Origin of the sequence: Salipiger bermudensis (genome assembly GCF_017309175.1) — a bacterium.
Taxonomy (GTDB): Bacteria; Pseudomonadota; Alphaproteobacteria; order Rhodobacterales; family Rhodobacteraceae; genus Salipiger; species Salipiger bermudensis.
On record NZ_JAEKJV010000013.1, the window covers coordinates 1 to 15,644 of the forward strand.

The 15,644-nt window shown below is 65.6% G+C and carries 14 protein-coding genes; 7 read left to right on the forward strand and 7 right to left on the reverse strand.

Annotated features, from left to right (window positions below):
- Positions 1–194 precede the first annotated feature (194 nt).
- A complete protein-coding gene (locus JF542_RS16710; protein ID WP_007795823.1) occupies positions 195–536 on the reverse strand; it encodes a DUF2853 family protein in 342 nt (113 codons plus the stop codon).
- A 277-nt stretch (positions 537–813) separates the two neighbouring features.
- On the opposite strand from JF542_RS16710, the gene JF542_RS16715 reads away from it, so the two are divergent.
- Both JF542_RS16715 and JF542_RS16720 read left to right on the forward strand, forming a co-directional pair.
- Positions 814–1,251: a universal stress protein gene (locus tag JF542_RS16715; protein WP_207076674.1), complete on the forward strand. Its 438-nt coding sequence runs from the start codon at positions 814–816 to the stop codon at positions 1,249–1,251.
- 18 nt (positions 1,252–1,269) lie between these two features.
- Positions 1,270–2,811 (forward strand): alanine/glycine:cation symporter family protein, encoded by a 1,542-nt coding sequence (locus tag JF542_RS16720; RefSeq protein WP_207076675.1) that lies wholly within the window; start codon positions 1,270–1,272, stop codon positions 2,809–2,811.
- A 172-nt stretch (positions 2,812–2,983) separates the two neighbouring features.
- Here the strand turns inward: JF542_RS16720 and JF542_RS16725 are convergent, their stop codons facing one another.
- From JF542_RS16725 to ahcY, 4 genes are all read right to left on the reverse strand, one after another.
- Positions 2,984–4,984, reverse strand: a complete 2,001-nt coding sequence (locus JF542_RS16725; protein ID WP_207076676.1) for a TonB-dependent receptor domain-containing protein — start codon at positions 4,982–4,984, stop codon at positions 2,984–2,986.
- 354 nt (positions 4,985–5,338) lie between these two features.
- A complete protein-coding gene (locus JF542_RS16730; RefSeq protein WP_207076677.1) occupies positions 5,339–6,688 on the reverse strand; it encodes an esterase-like activity of phytase family protein in 1,350 nt (449 codons plus the stop codon).
- 159 nt (positions 6,689–6,847) lie between these two features.
- Positions 6,848–7,816, reverse strand: coding sequence for a ketopantoate reductase family protein (locus tag JF542_RS16735; RefSeq protein ID WP_207076678.1), 969 nt, complete (start codon positions 7,814–7,816; stop codon positions 6,848–6,850).
- Positions 7,817–7,966: 150 nt separating this feature from the next.
- Entirely contained in the window at positions 7,967–9,352 is a 1,386-nt protein-coding gene (gene ahcY / locus JF542_RS16740; protein WP_207076679.1) for an adenosylhomocysteinase, read from the reverse strand.
- Positions 9,353–9,494: 142 nt separating this feature from the next.
- Here ahcY and JF542_RS16745 point away from each other — a divergent pair, with 142 nt between their 5' ends.
- The 3 genes from JF542_RS16745 to JF542_RS16755 are packed head-to-tail and all read left to right on the forward strand — an operon-like array spanning position 9,495 to position 11,266.
- The gene (locus JF542_RS16745; protein ID WP_207076680.1) at positions 9,495–10,184 is read left to right on the forward strand and encodes an FkbM family methyltransferase; all 690 of its coding nucleotides are present in this window, start codon (positions 9,495–9,497) and stop codon (positions 10,182–10,184) included.
- Between the two features lie 3 nt (positions 10,185–10,187).
- Entirely contained in the window at positions 10,188–10,784 is a 597-nt protein-coding gene (locus JF542_RS16750) for an HD domain-containing protein (protein WP_207076681.1), read from the forward strand.
- Positions 10,781–11,266 (forward strand): GNAT family N-acetyltransferase, encoded by a 486-nt coding sequence (locus tag JF542_RS16755; protein ID WP_207076682.1) that lies wholly within the window; start codon positions 10,781–10,783, stop codon positions 11,264–11,266. The genes JF542_RS16750 and JF542_RS16755 overlap by 4 nt, the downstream gene beginning before the upstream one ends.
- Positions 11,267–11,308: 42 nt before the next feature.
- Here the strand turns inward: JF542_RS16755 and JF542_RS16760 are convergent, their stop codons facing one another.
- Together JF542_RS16760 and JF542_RS16765 are read right to left on the reverse strand one after the other, a co-directional pair.
- Positions 11,309–11,863 (reverse strand): ActR/PrrA/RegA family redox response regulator transcription factor, encoded by a 555-nt coding sequence (locus JF542_RS16760; protein ID WP_007795793.1) that lies wholly within the window; start codon positions 11,861–11,863, stop codon positions 11,309–11,311.
- An 81-nt stretch (positions 11,864–11,944) separates the two neighbouring features.
- Positions 11,945–12,565, reverse strand: a complete 621-nt coding sequence (locus JF542_RS16765; RefSeq protein ID WP_207076683.1) for an SCO family protein — start codon at positions 12,563–12,565, stop codon at positions 11,945–11,947.
- An 84-nt stretch (positions 12,566–12,649) separates the two neighbouring features.
- Here JF542_RS16765 and regB point away from each other — a divergent pair, with 84 nt between their 5' ends.
- Positions 12,650–14,041 (forward strand): sensor histidine kinase RegB, encoded by a 1,392-nt coding sequence (regB, locus tag JF542_RS16770; RefSeq protein WP_207076684.1) that lies wholly within the window; start codon positions 12,650–12,652, stop codon positions 14,039–14,041.
- Positions 14,042–14,137: 96 nt separating this feature from the next.
- A complete protein-coding gene (locus JF542_RS16775) occupies positions 14,138–15,631 on the forward strand; it encodes a PAS-domain containing protein (RefSeq protein ID WP_207076685.1) in 1,494 nt (497 codons plus the stop codon).
- Positions 15,632–15,644 lie beyond the last annotated feature (13 nt).

Sequence of the window (15,644 nt, forward strand, 5' to 3'; positions counted from 1 at the left end):
TTGAAACCTTGGCCCGCGTCACCGACAATCCAACCGTCAGGCTGCCCGCAGTGGCATCCTGATCAGGCCCGGACCTCTCCGAAGGTCGACGCTCCTACACCATGCCGTGGGGCACTATCGGCACCGGCTCTCGCGGCGGCCAAGCGCAAGGCGGGCCGCCCTCCCGAGAGGTCGGCCCCTGCCCCGCGCGGCGGTCAGCCGTAGACCGCTTCCTTGCCGAAATGCTTGGTCAGCATGTAGTAGACCACGGCGCGGTACTTGTTGCGCTCCGAACGGCCATAGGTCTCGACCACCGCGTTGATCGCGTCCATCAGCTCGGGGCCATCCGACAGGCCAAGCTTCTTGATCAGGAAATTGTCCTTCACGGTCTCGAGCTCGCCCGGCTGGCTCGATGCCACGGTCGAGGCGTCGTCGTTGTAGATCGCCGGACCGCAGCCGATGGTCACCTTGGTCAGCAGCGCCATGTCGGGCTCCATGCCGCACTTGCTGCGCAGGTCCTCGGCGTATTTCTCGATCAGCTCGTCTCTCTTGCCCATGGTCGTTCTCCCAGTTTTCGCGGACACGGCCGCCCCCTTTTCGCCGCAGACATCCCTGCCGCGGCCAAGGTCAGCTTAGCCCTACATGTGGTGATAGAAAGGGTTTTCCGTCGCGGCGCCGCCCTTTGTCCGGCATGAAACCGCTTGAAGACGTACAATTTTGGGTTGTTTTGCAAAAAATTCGTGACACCGACCCGTTTCGTCACCGAGCATTGATTCATTCGCGGCGCAACAAAATCGGGCCGCAACAATCATAACAACAACGGGGATATTCAAGATGAGTTCGGAGACTTTCGTGGTCGCCTACGAGGGACATCCCGCTGATCCGGCGGTTCTCGACTACGCGATCATCCGCGCCAAGGCAGAGGGCGCGAAGCTGCTGCTGGTGCATGTTCTGGAATGGTCGGCCTATTCCTTCCTGACACCGCAGGAGGTCGAGGAGCGCCATGGCCGACGCAAGCAGGAGCTGTCGCGCGCCAACGAGGTGGTGATGGCCCCGGCGCTGCAGAAATGCGAGGCAGAGGGCGTCGCCGCCGATGGCGTGATCCGCTACGGTCAGGTCGTCGAGCTGATCCTCGAGGAAACCAAGAAGGCCAGTGCGTCGGTGATCTATGTCGGACGCTCCGGCTCCCAGTCGATGGCCGCGCGGGTCTTCGGCTCGGTGACGCTGGGGCTTGCCCAACTCGCACCGGTTCCTACCGTCATCGTTCCCTGAGCCCGAGGAGACAGTCCCTTGTTCAATCGTATCGCTTCGCTCTTCGCGCTCGTTGCCGCGCTGCTGCCCGTCCAGGCCGCGGCGCAGGGCATCGACGAAACCATCAACACCATCTTCGCCGACTATACCGGCTGGTACGTGGCGCTCATCTTTGCGGATCTGCCCGGCACCAACTTCTCTTGGATCGCGCTCTGGCTGGTGGTCGCCGCCCTGGTCTTCACGATCTACTTCGGCGCCATACAGCTGCGCGGCTTCGCCCATTCGATCTCGCTGGTGAAAGGCGACTACTCCGACCCGGATGACGCCGGCGAGGTCAGCCACTTCCAAGCTCTCGCCACGGCGCTCTCGGGCACGGTCGGCCTCGGCAACATCGCCGGCGTGGCGGTCGCCGTCGGCATCGGCGGCCCGGGCGCGACCTTCTGGATGATCATGGCGGGCCTGTTCGGCATGGCCACCAAGTTCACCGAGTGCACCCTCGGCGTGAAATATCGCAACGAGTACCCTGACGGGCGCGTCTCGGGTGGCCCGATGTACTACATGACCAAGGGCTTCAAGGAGCGCGGCCTGCCGGGCGGCAAGATCTTCGCGCTGCTGTTCTGCATCTTCACCATCCTCGGTGCGCTTGGCGGCGGCAACATGTTCCAGGCCAACCAGGCGCATGCGCAGCTCTCTGGCGTGCTCGGTGACTACCCGGGCTGGATCACCGGCCTGATCCTCGCCGCGGTGACCTTCCTCGTCATCGTCGGCGGCATCAAGTCGATCGCCCAGGTGACCGAGAAGGTGGTGCCGTTCATGGGCATCTTCTACGTCGTCGTCTCGGTGATCATCCTGCTGATGAATTTCGACCAGATCGGCTGGGCCTTCGGGCGCATCTTCGAAGGTGCCTTTACCGGGCTTGGCGTGCTGGGCGGCTTCACCGGGGCGCTGATCCAGGGTTTCCGCCGCGCCGCCTTCTCCAACGAGGCGGGCATCGGCTCGGCCGCCATCGCCCACTCGGCGGTGCGCACCAAGGAGCCTGTGACCGAAGGCTATGTCGCCCTGCTCGAGCCGTTCATCGACACGGTCGTGATCTGCACCATGACCGCGCTGGTGATCGTCATCACCGGGGTGCTCAACGTCGATCCCGAGACCGGGCTCTATGTCTGGAATGCCGAGGCCGGGCGGATTTCGACCGCCGGAGAGGTCGCGGGCGTCGAGCTGACTTCGGCGGCCTACGCGCAGGCCTTCTCGTGGTTCCCGGCGCTGCTGGCCATCGCGGTGGTGCTCTTCGCCTTCTCGACGATGATCTCGTGGAGCTATTACGGGCTCAAGGCCTGGACCTACATGTTCGGTGAGGGCGCGGCCAAGGAGGTCGTCTTCAAGGTGATCTTCTGCCTGTTCATCGTGATCGGCGCCTCGGCCAATCTCGGCCCGGTGATCGACTTCTCGGACGCCATGCTGTTCTCGATGGCGGTGGTCAACGTGATCGCGCTCTACCTGCTGATGCCGATCGTGAAGCGCGAGCTCTCGAGCTATGTCGGCCGTCTCAAATCCGGCGAGATCAAGCGCTTCAAGGGCTGATCCCGACACCCCCATGCAACGACAAGAGGGGCGCCTTCCGGCGCCCCTCTCCGTTTCCTGCCTGTAACCTGCAAGCCCGCACCGGCCCCGAGGGAAGAGGGGTGGTGTGAGACTGCCTCGATGCGCTCCCGGCGTGCCGTCCGGAAGGCGATCCAGTGTCTTCCGCGGGAGATCAGAAGGTCAGTTCGAGACCCACGTAGTAGGTCCGGCCGGGCCCGTTCCCGGACGAAGCCCAAGGGGCGTATTCCTCGTCTGTGAGGTTCGAGACCTTGGCCGAGACGAAGAGGTTGTCCATCGCTTCGTAGCTGGCGAACACGTCCCAGAGCCCGTAGTCATCACTGTCGGACTCGCTGTCGAGCGACTCGCCGGCGGCGGTGTAGCTGTAGGTCGCACCGGTCGTCAGATCGCCGCTCAGGAAACGCCGCGCCACGGTGGCCGAGAAGGTCTCGGGCGGCTGCAGCTCGTAGTCGTCGTAGCCCGAGGGCGGGGTCGAGTCGGAATTGGTGTAGGACATCGCCGCGGACCACAGCTCGGTGTCGTAGGCCGCCTCGATCTCGATGCCCTGCGTGACCGTGGTCCCGGGAATGTTGTCGTAGAAGGCCAGCGTGGTCGGCCCGACCGAGGTAAAGCCATCCTCCTGGACATAGGCCACGTAGTTGTCGACGTTCATCTTGTAATAGGCGATCCGCGCGGTGAGGTTGTCGCCCGCGGTGAAGAGGTTCTGCTTGGCGATGTTCACACCGATCTCGCCCCCTTCCGAGGTCTCGGTCTCGAGGTCCGGGTTCGGCCCGAGATAGAGGTTGAAGAAGCCGTAGCCGTGAAAGCTCTCCTGCAGGGTCTCCTGCAGCGACGGCGACCGGGTGCTGCGCGAGTACGAGACATAGGGCTGCAGCCAGTCATTGACCTGATAGGCGATGCTGATCTTGGGGTCGATCGAGCTGTCGTCGATATCCACGTCGCCCGATTGCAGCTCGTTGTCGAGCCGGCCGTGCAGGCTGTAATCGCTGTAGCGCAGCCCGGCCATGATCTCCCACGGGCCGTTGCTGAACACGTTCTCGGTGAAGATGCCGAGCTTTTTCGACTCGCCATAGGTCGGGTTGGCGCCGCCCTCGGCGCCGCCGAGCACATCCTCGATATACTCGAACCCGTTGGTCGAGGTCACGCTCCAGCCGCCGAGCATGAAGTCACTCACATTGGTGACGTCGATGCCGGTGGTGATGGTCTCCATCTGGCGCCCGACATAGGAGCCGGTGCCCGTGATCGAGCCGGTATACTCGTTGTCAGTGACCGCCCGGTAGAGATTGGCGGTCAGGTTGATCGCGGGGCTGTGGTCGAGATGATAGCTCAGCTTGTAGATGTCCGAGGTCATCTCCTGGTAATAGGAGTTCGACGCGTAATCGGCGTTCATCCGGGTTGCCAGAAACTCGAGGCTCTGGGTCTCGGTAAGCTGGTAGCCGCCGCGCAGCAGGTAGCTGTCGAGATCGCGGTCGGTGTTGTCGACGGTGTTCCCGGCGCCATCCTCGAAGGCATCGGCGGTGGTGCGGGCATAGGCGCCAAGCAGCGAGACGCGCTCATCCACGTAGCCTGCTGCCGCCATGCGGCCGAAATTGTCGCCATTGTCGCCATAGGTGAGCCTGACGCGGCCGCCGGCGCCGTAGCCGTCGACGATGTCCTCGGCGTCGATCAGCCGGAAATCCACCGCGCCCGCCGAGCCGCTGCCGCCGGCGGTCAGCACTGCGCCCCGGGTGACATCGATGCCCTGCAGGAAGAGCGGATCGAAATTGGCGTAGCCTTCCGAGGCGTGGCCGTTGAAGCGGAAGTTCTGCGGCACGCCCTCGACGGTCATCGCCACGCGGCCCTGCCCCTGCTGACCGCGGATCGAGACCGCGACGCCGGGCTGGCCCGGGTTGAGGCGGGTCTGCACGCCGGGCACCTGCCGCAGCACGTCGTCGATGGTGGCGGTGCCGCCCTGCGCGGTGACCGCGCTGCCTTCGAGCCGCGAGATGTTCTCGCCTGCGTAGACCGGGGTTCCGTCCTCGGAATAGCCCAGCACGATGCGGCCGAGGTAATGGGTGTCGCTTACGGCGGCGTCCTGTGCCGCCGCGCCAGTCGTCATCGCCGCGAGCGCCAGCGAGATGGCGGTGGCATTCCGGTAGAATGCTCGAGGTTTCATTGTGTCCGTCCTTGTCCCTGCCCCGGACCGGCGCAACTGCCTTGGCAGTCGAACCGACCGGACGGCCCTACGCAAAACGACCGCCTGTAGCTGGTCGAAGCGCGGATGACCGATGTGGTTTTCGAAATAGGAAAACTGGCTGGCGAAACGGCGGACAGAGGGACGTCCGATTTGTTTCAGCTGGCGCCTGCGCTTGCCCTAGCGGCTCCGCGTGGCAATTGTCAAGTAATTTACTCGGGAACAAGGCCTTGTCGATCCCGAGGCGTGCAACCCGCGCGCGTCCGGGGGCGTGACGGCCTGAAACGCGAAGCGGGCGCCCACAGGCGCCCGCTCGTCGATCGGGTGGCGGACCGCTTACTCGGCGCCCAGAAGCTCCGGCACCGACAGCAGGATGAACTCGTTATGGGCGGCTTCACCGGGCACACGGCCGCCCGAGAAGGGCAGGTTGTTGTCGTTGGCGACCATGATGTGGGTCTCGTCGACGCGAGCGACATCCTCGATGGTGAAGAACGGGAAGGTAAAGCTGCCCTCCGCCGGCGACAGCCCTTCGATCGCGACGCCATCGGGATCGGCGATGTCGAGCAGATCGATATGGCCGATGCGGCGGATGTAGCCATCCTCGTCGGTGTCGGACATGTCGACCAGCACCACGTTCTTGACCTGCGCCGGGTTCGGGTAGCAGTCGGAGGTGTCGGTCGCGCCCTCGGCGCAGGCATTGGCGGCGTCGCCCTCGCCATTGTCGCGCTCGATGACCAGCGCGCGGGTCTCGTCGATGAAGTTGAAGTCGCCGATCGCGGTGGCTCCCTCGGCCAGCGCGAACTTCACGCTCTCGCCGGTCCATTCGCCCGCTTTCGGGTCGAACTGGATGACGCGCAGGAACGGGCCCTCGGTCTCGCCGCCTTCAAGCAGGATCGGCTTCTCGAGCATCGCCCAGAGCATGTCGGTGCCGGGCTGCAGCGCCATGCCCTCGTAACCGCCCGAGCGCTGCACCTGGTAGTCGGTGCCAGCGGTGGCGGGAACGTAGACGCTGTAGGTGTCGGGGCCAGTCAGGGTCTTTCCGTCAAGCTCGGTAGCGTAGACCTCCTTGACCACGCCGTCGAGCGTGGCGCGGATGATGTAGGGGCCGAATTCGTCGCCGATGAACACCTCGTCGCCCAGAATCTGGATCGACTCGAGGTCGAAATCGGCGCCGGTCAGGTAGCGGCTCTCGGTGCCCTCATAGGCGATGCGGAACGGGACCTTGCCGTCGGGGTCGCTGAGGAACACGGTCTCGCGACGCTCGACGGTGCCGTTGTCGAAATCCGGTGCCATCTTGTGGAAGAACAGCATCGCGTCAGGCGAGTTGCGCTTCGAGCCGAAGCCGTTGTCGGTGAGCGTGTACCAGCTGCCATCCTCGGCGCGGATCATGGCAAAGCCCGACATGCCCTGCACCGGCTGGCCGATGAACGGCAGCGAGATGCCGGTGTCATGCGCGCCGTAATTTCCGCCCGTGTTGCCCATGACGGTCATCGGCTGATCGTTGCGGGCGCCCGAGGTGTACTTGCCCGAGATCCACAGGTCGCGCGGCGCATCCGCCGGCGGCTCGACCAGCGACAGGGCCGGCAGGTAGGCGTGGCCCGCGAGGGTCGCGGGGAAGCTCTCTTCGGCGATGACGGGGGCGGCCAGCACACCGGCCAGCGCGAGAACGGAAAGCGAAAGGCGCATTCTTCACATCCTTATGAGTGTATGAATGCGCCCGAGCTATCGACCTCTGGTAACGCGAGCATGGCCGTCCGGTGTCAGTTTGGTAACGACGCCAAGGTCCTCATATTACGCCATTAATTTCCACCAAGGCTCTCCTCTGGCGAGAGTTTGACGCGCTCCTCAGGCCGAAAAGACCTGCTCCATCTCGTCTTCCGACATCTCGCCGGCCCCCTTACCGCCGGCGATCATGCGCGCGGCCAGTTCGGTCATCCGAGCGTTCAGCGGGGCATCCTGCCCGTGCAGTCGGCCCAGCAGCGCCACCTCGCCGTTGAGGTAATCGGTCTCGACGCTGCCGGCCCCGCGCGCGATGCTCTGACGGGTCGAGCTGCCCGAGCGCGGCGTGCCGTCGATCTCGGTGATCTGCATGAATTCCTTGCGGCGCGGATCGTCGAGCCCGGTGTCGCGCCACGCGATCCCCGACGCTTCGAACACCGCCCTTGCCTCGTCCTTCAGCCGGTCGGTGAAGCGCGGCTTGTCGGCGTCGAGCGGCAGCATGGCGTCAACGATGTTGCCGAGGTTCATCAACAGCTTGCCGTATTTCGCCTCCATCACCGCCTCGGAGACGAAGGTGGCGATATTGGCCTTGTCCAGTGCCTCTTTCAGCGCCGCATCGTCCGCGTCGGAGCCTTGCGGATAGCGGCCGATCTCGAACAGGCCGTAACAGGGCGCGCCGTGGGTGATGACCTCGCCGGGCTCGAGATAGGTCGCCGGCATCATCACGGTGACACCATGCACATTGGGGAAATAGCGCAGCGAGGTGCGCTCGTTGGCGGTGCCGTTCTGCAGGCAGAACAGCGGCTGATCAGTCATGCCGGCGGCGCGCAGATCGGCCAGCGCCGACTCGGTGTCCTGTCCCTTCACGCAGAGCAGCACGACATCATCGGGGCGGAACGTGATCTCGGAAGGCGTCGCCACGCAAGGAAGTTCGACCGTCACGCGCCCCTTGGGCGAGATCATCGTCAGGCCACGCGCGCGGATCGCCTCGAGCATCCGGCCCCGCGCGATTCCCAGCACCTCTTGGCCCGCTTCGACCAGCGCCGCGCCGACGACGCCCCCGATGGCGCCGACACCGTGAATGATGATCCGCATGATCCCCGTCCTTTCCGTCTCTGTTCCTGCCGCAATGCGACACGTCCCTGATCTATCACGCAAATAAGCAAGGGCCAGAACAGAAGACGCCCCGCACGGGTGGCGGGGCGACTGAGGCTTACGGGCCGGGCAAACCTGCCCGCTGGGTGATCAGTAGCGGTAATGTTCCGGCTTGAACGGGCCTTCCGGTGTCACGCCGATATAGGCGGCCTGCTCGGCCGAAAGCGTGGTCAGCTTCACGCCAATGCGATCGAGATGCAGGCGCGCGACCTTCTCGTCGAGATGCTTGGGCAGGATGTAGACCTTGTTCTCGTACTGGGCGCCGTTCTTGTAGAGCTCGATCTGCGCCAGCACCTGGTTGGTGAACGACGCCGACATCACGAAGCTCGGGTGGCCGGTGGCGTTGCCGAGGTTCAGCAGGCGGCCTTCGGAGAGCAGGATGATGCGGGCGCCCGAGGGCATCTCGATCATGTCCACCTGGTCCTTGATGTTGGTCCACTTGTGGTTCTTGAGCGAGGCGACCTGGATCTCGTTGTCGAAGTGGCCGATATTGCCGACGATGGCCATGTCCTTCATCTCGCGCATGTGCTCGATGCGGATCACGTCCTTGTTGCCGGTGGTGGTGATGAAGATGTCGGCGCTCGAGACGACGTCTTCCAGCAGGACCACCTCGAAGCCGTCCATCGCCGCCTGAAGCGCGCAGATCGGGTCGGCCTCGGTGACCTTGACGCGGGCGCCTGCACCGCGCAGCGACGCGGCCGAGCCCTTGCCCACATCGCCATAGCCGCAGACCACGGCGACCTTGCCGGCCATCATGGTGTCGGTGGCGCGACGGATGCCGTCGACGAGGGACTCCTTGCAGCCGTACTTGTTGTCGAATTTCGACTTGGTGACGCTGTCGTTCACGTTGATCGCCGGGAACGGCAGCAGGCCCTTCTTCTGCAGGTCATAAAGACGGTGCACGCCGGTGGTGGTCTCTTCCGAGACGCCCATGATCGCCTCGCGGGTCTTGGTGAACCAGCCCGGGCTTTGTTCCATGCGCGTCTTGATCTGCGCGTGGATGACCTCTTCCTCTTCCGAGGTCGGCACGCCCAGGTCCTCGCCCGCCTCGGCGCGCGCGCCCAGCAGGATGTAGAGCGTGGCGTCGCCGCCATCGTCGAGGATCATGTTGGCGCCGTCGGGGAACTGGAACGAGCGGTCGAGGTAATCCCAGTGCTCCGTCAGGGTCTGGCCCTTGACGGCAAAGACCGGCGTGCCGCCCGCGGCGATCGCCGCGGCGGCGTGGTCCTGCGTCGAGAAGATGTTGCACGACGCCCAGCGCACATCGGCGCCCAGCGCGGTAAGGGTCTCGATCAGCACGGCGGTCTGGATCGTCATGTGCAGCGAGCCGACGATCCGGGCGCCCTTGAGCGGCTGCTCTTCGCCGAACTCGGCGCGGCAGGCCATCAGGCCCGGCATCTCGGTCTCGGCGATATCCAGTTCCTTGCGGCCGAACTCGGCCAGCGCGATGTCCTTGACGATATAGTCTTCAGCCATGTTCCGGCGCTCCAATCCTGCAATACGGGTTTGGAGGGGAGGTAGCATCCCTTGAAATGCCCGGCAACGTGGATCAGAAATTGGCACCAACAGAACCATAACGATGCCGCGACGAAAGCGGACAGCAGGCGGAGCGCAGCACATGGACGAGGCCGGTGGGGTCTATCCCTCGAACGAGTACGGGCGCTACTGCGTGCCCGAGGGGCTCGAGGACCGGCCCGCCGCCCGCGCGGTGATCGCCGGGCGCGCCTACGAGCCGGACACGCTGCGCTTCATGCGGCAGCACGCGGGCGACGGCGACATCATCCACGCGGGAACCTTTTTCGGGGATTTCCTGCCGGCGCTGTCGACCGGACTGGCCGAGGGGCGCAAGCTCTGGGCCTTCGAGCCGAACCCGGGCAATTTCGCCGCCGCGCGCAAGACCATCGCGCTCAACGGGCTCGCCAATGTCGAGCTGACCAATGCCGCGCTGTCGAACCGCGATGGCGCGGTGCTGTTCCGTACCCGCGACGCCGAGGGCCGCTCGCTCGGCGGGCTGTCGCATTTCGTCGAAGAGCCGGGTGACGGGATCGAGTCTGTTTCGGCGGTGATGCTCGACTATACGGTGCCGCTGACGCGCAAGGTTTCGATCCTGCAACTCGATGTCGAGGGCCATGAGAAGCAGGCGCTGCGCGGGGCCTGGCATATCGTGCACCGCTCGAAGCCGATCCTCGTGCTGGAGTATTTCCGGCAGGAGGCCTGGATTCGCCGCACCTTCCGCGGGTTGGGCTATGCCCATCGCGGCAAGCTGCACAGCAACCACGTCTATAGCTGCGACCCTCTGGAGGTCTGACTCATGCCGAAACAGAGCCGCGCATGGCAACGGATGCTCTCGGGCCGCAGGCTCGACCTGCTCGACCCGACGCCGGTGGATATCGAGATCGAGGACATCGCCCACGGGCTCGCCTTCGTGGCGCGCTGGAACGGGCAGACCGAGGGGGACTTTCCCTACTCGGTGGCCGAGCACTCGCTGCTGGTCGAGGCGCTGTTCTCGCGCATGTATCCCAACGCCACGCCCGCCCAGCAGCTCACAGCTCTGCTGCATGACGCGCCGGAATACGTCATCGGCGACATGATCTCGCCGGTGAAGGCGGCGGTGGGGCCGGAGTACAAGGAGCTCGACAAGCGGCTCGAAGCGGCGATCCACATCCGCTTCGGCCTGCCCGCGCTCTGCCCGGTGACGCTCAAGAAACGCATCAAGAAGGCCGACATGGTCTCGGCCTACATGGAGGCGACGCAGATCGCGGGCTTCACCGAGGCCGAGGCAAAAAAGTTCTTCGGCCGGCCCGACGATACGCTGATGCAAGGGCTCGACATTCACCTGCGCCCGCCGGTCGAGGCCCGCCACGCCTTCACCGCGCGCCACGCCGAACTTCTGGAGCAGCTGCCATGACCATCACCACCCGCCGCGCCGCCCCGCTCGATGCCCGCCAGATGGCCGAGATGCTCAACGAGATCATCGAGGCCGGCGGCACCACCGCGATCACCGACCCGGTCAGCCGCGAAGATCTGCTGAGCCGGATGGAGGCCGATCCGCGCTCGATCTGGCACGTGGCCGAGGATGCGGCGGGCACGCTGATGGGGTTCCAGTGGATCGAGCCGCATCTCGAGCATGGCGAGACCGTGGGCCAGATCGCCACCTTCTCCCGCATCGGCAAGACCGGGCTCGGCATCGGCTCGAAGCTCTTCGAGGCCACCACGCGGGCGGCCCGGGCCGCAGGCTATACATGGATCAATGCCGAGATCCGCGCCGACAACGAGGGCGGGCTGATCTACTACCAGAGCCGCGGCTTCGAGGATTACGGCGCCATTCGCGGCTATGTGATGGCCAACGGGCAGGTCGTCGACAAGGTGCTCAAGCGCTACGACCTCTGAGCGCGGCGCCGGCCGCGATACAGCTCAGCGCAGGCAGATCGCTCAGCGCGGCGAGCGCTTGGCGAGGATGCGCTGCAGGGTGCGGCGGTGCATGTTGAGCCGGCGCGCGGTTTCCGAGACGTTGCGGTCGCAAAGCTCGTAGACCCGCTGGATGTGCTCCCAGCGCACCCGGTCGGCGCTCATCGGGTTTTCCGGCGGCGGCGGCAGGTCGTCGCCCTTGGACAGCAGCGCATTGGTGATGTCGGTGGCGTCGGCGGGCTTCGACAGGTAGTCGGTCGCGCCGATCTTGACCGCGGCGACCGCGGTGGCGATGGCGCCATAGCCTGTCAGCACCACGATGCGGCTGTCGGGGCGGCGTTCGCGCAGCACCTCGACCACGTCGAGCCCGTTGCCATCCTCGAGCCGCAGGTCAACCACCGCGTAGGCCGGCGGGCGGGCGGTGGCGATGGCGCGGCCGCCGGCGACGGAGTCGGCGGTCTCGACCTCGAAGCCGCGCTTTTCCATCGCCTTGGCGAGGCGCCTCAGGAAGGGCTCGTCATCGTCGACAAGGAGCAGCGAGCGATCGTCGCCAAGGTCTTCGATCTTGTGTTCCGACACGTGCGTTCCCTCAACCCTACTTATCCCACTGATTTAAATATCCCGCGGGGTGGGAAGGGTCAAACCGACTTGTCGCAGTTGTTACATCCGGTCGATGAAGCAGGCCGCCGCCGTCGCAACGTCCTCCGGCGACTTGTCGCGGTGGAAGTACTCGACGAAGCCGTGTTCCGGGAGCACGAGGTAGGTGAAGGTCGAGTGATCGACGAGGTAGAACTCGTCCTCGGCATCCTGCTTCTTGTAGTAGGTCCGGTAGGCCTGGCTCGCGGCCTGGATCTGCTCGGGCGACCCGGTGAGACCGATCATCCGCTCGTGCACATTGTGTGCGAAATCGCCCACCGCTTCGGGGGTGTCGCGCTCGGGGTCGATGGTGATGAAGACCGGCGTCACCATCTTGCCCTGCGCCTCGAGCAGGTCGACCGCCTCGGCGTTGCGCACGGTGTCAAGCGGGCAGACATCAGGGCAGAAGGTGTAGCCGAAATAAAGCAGCGTCGGCTCGGTGATCACGTCCTCGTCGGTCACTGTCTCGCCCTGCGCGTTCACCAGCTCGAACGGGCCGCCGATCTGGCCGGCACCGCCGGCGATGGCACCGGAGCGGCAGGGCTCGAACGGGTCGGCCGCGGCGCTCTGGCGCGTGTAGAGCCACGTTCCCCCGATCAGCAGGACGAGAACGAGGGTGGCGGCAACGGCGGCGATCCAGCGCATGAGACGATTCCGGAGTTGTTTGCGTATCTGCTGGGGCAGACCTAACAATTGCCGCGACAGGATCAAAGAGACGAAAGCGCGCAGATGAGCGAAGAGGATCTGGGACTTCTGGACGAGGACCAGCGCGGCAATTTCATTCGCCTGCGCACCATGATCGTCCTGCGCTGGGTCGCCATCGGCGGCCAGCTCATCGCCATCTCGGTGGCGCGGCAGCTCTACGGCCTGCAGCTCGAACTGGGCCTGTGCTATCTCGCCGTGGGCGTGTCGGTGGCCGGCAACCTCGTGGCGATGTTCGTCTTTCCCGAGAACAAGCGCCTGTCGGAAACCGAGAACACGCTGATGGTCATGTTCGACCTCTTGCAGCTTTCGTTCCTGCTGTTCCTCACCGGCGGGCTCAACAACCCGTTCTCGATGCTGGTGCTGGCCCCCGTGACGGTCTCGGCCACGGTGCTGTCGCTGCGCTCGACCATCCTGCTCAACGCCACCGCCTTCGTGCTGGTGACGCTCATGGCCTTCATGCACATCCCGCTGCGCCCGGCCGACGGCCCGGTGCTGGAGCTGCCGCAGATCTTCATCTTCGGCGAATGGGTGGCGATCTCGATCGCGCTGGTGTTCATCTCGGTCTATGCCCGCCGGGTCACCACCGAGATGAACGCCATGTCGGACGCGCTCATCGCCACGCAGATGGCGCTGGGGCGGGCGCAGAAGCTCAACGATCTCGGAGGCGTGGTGGCCGCCGCTGCGCATGAGCTGGGCACGCCGCTGGCCACCATCAAGCTCACTTCCGCCGAGCTGATCGAGGATCTCGACGACCGCCCCGACAGCCAGGAGGACGCGCGCCTGATCCGCGATCAGGCCGATCGCTGCCGCGACATCCTGCGCAGCATGGGCCGCGCCGGCAAGGATGACCTGCACATGCGGCAGGCGCCCCTCACCGAGGTGATCCGGGAGGCCGCGGAGCCGCACGAGGATCGCGGTAAGACCATCGGGATCGAGACCCGGCCCGACCCGCAGGATCCCGCGGTGCCGCAGATCCTGCGCCGGCCCGAGATCATTCATGGGCTGCGCAACCTGATCCAGAACGCGGTGGACTTCGCCAGCAGCGAAGTCTGGGTCGAGGCGCTCTGGGACGGCGACAACGTCACCGTGCGGATCCTGGATGACGGGGCAGGCTTTCCCTCGCACCTGATCGGACGGCTCGGCGATCCGCTGATGCGCCGCCGCCGCAGCGATGCCGACCGCCGTGCCCGACCGGAATACGAGGGCATGGGGCTGGGCCTGTTCATCGCCAAGACCCTGCTCGAGCGCAGCGGCGCGGAGCTCAGTTTTGCCAACGGGTCGGCATCGGTCTCCGAGGGCAGGAGTGGCGCACGCACCGGCGCCATCGTCGAGGTCGTCTGGCCCCGCGACAGCATCGTGCCGCCGGCGTCTCCGATCGGGATCGGAATCGGCGAGAACCGCCCCTTCGACGCCTGATCCATCTTCCCGAGACGCTGCTTAACCCCGGATTAACCTTTCCTGCCGTACCCATTGGGAGGGACAATTTCCGGGATCTGCGCCTTGGTAGAACCAATGCTCGCTCTTTTGACCGGCCTGATAGCCGGCGGCGCCGCCTTTCTGGCGGGATGGCTGCTCAATCGCGCCAGCCGGCGACTCCCGAGCGCAGCGCTTGCCGAGCCACCGGAACCACCGGTCACGCTGATGCTGTGCGACGGCGCCGTGGTCGACAGCTCCTCGCAGGCCGACCGGCTCTTCGGCCGCGCGACCGGTGAACCGCTCGGCTGGGCCGAGATCGTCACGACATTGCAACCGCTCTTCGGCCCCCTGCCCGACGCACCACCCCGTTCACCGGGCAGCTACACCGCCCTGCACGATCCGCAGACCCGGCTCACCCTCACCCCGGATGGCGACAGCCTGCGTCTCGAGATCAGGACCCCGCCCCTACCCATCGGGGAGGCGCTGAGACTGCGCTGCAACGAACCCGAGTCGAAACGCCTGCACCGGGCCGTGGCCCGCGCGCCGCTGGCCATCTGGATGACCAACAGCGCCCATGTCGTGACCTGGAGCAACACGTTCTTCGACGATCTGCGCGCGCAGGCAGGCGCCGCACCGGGCAGCGCGCCCTTCTCCCTGCATCCAGACCCGGCGCAACCGCTGCGGGTGACCCGCACAAGGCTTGGTGGGGACGGTTGCGCCCCGGCTTCGTGGTACGAGGTTCAGTCGTGCCGTGTCTCGGACGGATGGCTTCATTACGCCCAGAACATCGACCCGGTGATCGCGGCCGAGACGACACAGCGCACCTTCCTGCAAACGCTGACCCGCATCTTCGCGCATCTGCCGATTGCGCTCGCGGTGTTCGACAAGGAGCGGCGGCTGGTGCTGTTCAACCCGGCGCTGCTCGACCTGACGCAGTTGCCGGCGGATTTCCTGACCGGCCGGCCAAACCTGCTCAGCTTCTTCGACATGCTCCGCGATCGGCAGGTCCTGCCCGAGCCGCGCGACTATCGAAGCTGGCGCGACAAGCTGGGCGAGGTCATCGCCGCCGCCAGCAGCGACCACTACGTCGAGACATGGTCACTGCCCTCGGGGGCGACCTACCGGATGACGGGCCGGCCGCATCCCGATGGCGGCATCGCCTTCCTGTTCGAGGATATCAGCGCAGAGGTTTCGCTGACCCGGCATTTCCGGCAGGAGCTCGAAACCTCGCAATCGGTGCTCGACAGTCTCGAAGAGGCCATCGCCGTGTTCTCCCGCACCGGCAAGCTCGCTTTCTGCAATGCCCCCTATCGCGAGATGTGGGGCTCCGACCCGGAAGAAAGCCCCGCCGATCTCGGCATAAAGGAGGCCACGCGGCACTGGCAGGCCGCCTTTCGGCCCAGCCCGATCTGGGGGGATCTGCGCGAGTTCGTGACACTCGAGCGCGACCGCGCCCCGTGGGATGCCGAGCTTCACGACCACGACGGCCAGCCGCTGCGCTGCCTTGCCGAACCGCTGCCCGGCGGTGCCACGATGGTCCGCTTCTGCCAGCTGCCCGTCCGGCAAACTGAGACGCTCGCGCAGGGCTGAACGCCTGCCGTGG

What these genes read in the sequence shown, in the direction of transcription:
- JF542_RS16710 (WP_007795823.1), bottom strand. Translation starts at nt 536, where the DNA reads ATGGGCAAGAGAGACGAGCTGATCGAGAAATACGCCGAGGACCTGCGC.
- JF542_RS16715 (WP_207076674.1), top strand. Translation starts at nt 814, where the DNA reads ATGAGTTCGGAGACTTTCGTGGTCGCCTACGAGGGACATCCCGCTGAT.
- JF542_RS16725 (WP_207076676.1), bottom strand. Translation starts at nt 4,984, where the DNA reads ATGAAACCTCGAGCATTCTACCGGAATGCCACCGCCATCTCGCTGGCG.
- JF542_RS16730 (WP_207076677.1), bottom strand. Translation starts at nt 6,688, where the DNA reads ATGCGCCTTTCGCTTTCCGTTCTCGCGCTGGCCGGTGTGCTGGCCGCC.
- JF542_RS16735 (WP_207076678.1), bottom strand. Translation starts at nt 7,816, where the DNA reads ATGCGGATCATCATTCACGGTGTCGGCGCCATCGGGGGCGTCGTCGGC.
- ahcY (WP_207076679.1), bottom strand. Translation starts at nt 9,352, where the DNA reads ATGGCTGAAGACTATATCGTCAAGGACATCGCGCTGGCCGAGTTCGGC.
- JF542_RS16745 (WP_207076680.1), top strand. Translation starts at nt 9,495, where the DNA reads ATGGACGAGGCCGGTGGGGTCTATCCCTCGAACGAGTACGGGCGCTAC.
- JF542_RS16750 (WP_207076681.1), top strand. Translation starts at nt 10,188, where the DNA reads ATGCCGAAACAGAGCCGCGCATGGCAACGGATGCTCTCGGGCCGCAGG.
- JF542_RS16755 (WP_207076682.1), top strand. Translation starts at nt 10,781, where the DNA reads ATGACCATCACCACCCGCCGCGCCGCCCCGCTCGATGCCCGCCAGATG.
- JF542_RS16765 (WP_207076683.1), bottom strand. Translation starts at nt 12,565, where the DNA reads ATGCGCTGGATCGCCGCCGTTGCCGCCACCCTCGTTCTCGTCCTGCTG.
- regB (WP_207076684.1), top strand. Translation starts at nt 12,650, where the DNA reads ATGAGCGAAGAGGATCTGGGACTTCTGGACGAGGACCAGCGCGGCAAT.
- JF542_RS16775 (WP_207076685.1), top strand. Translation starts at nt 14,138, where the DNA reads ATGCTCGCTCTTTTGACCGGCCTGATAGCCGGCGGCGCCGCCTTTCTG.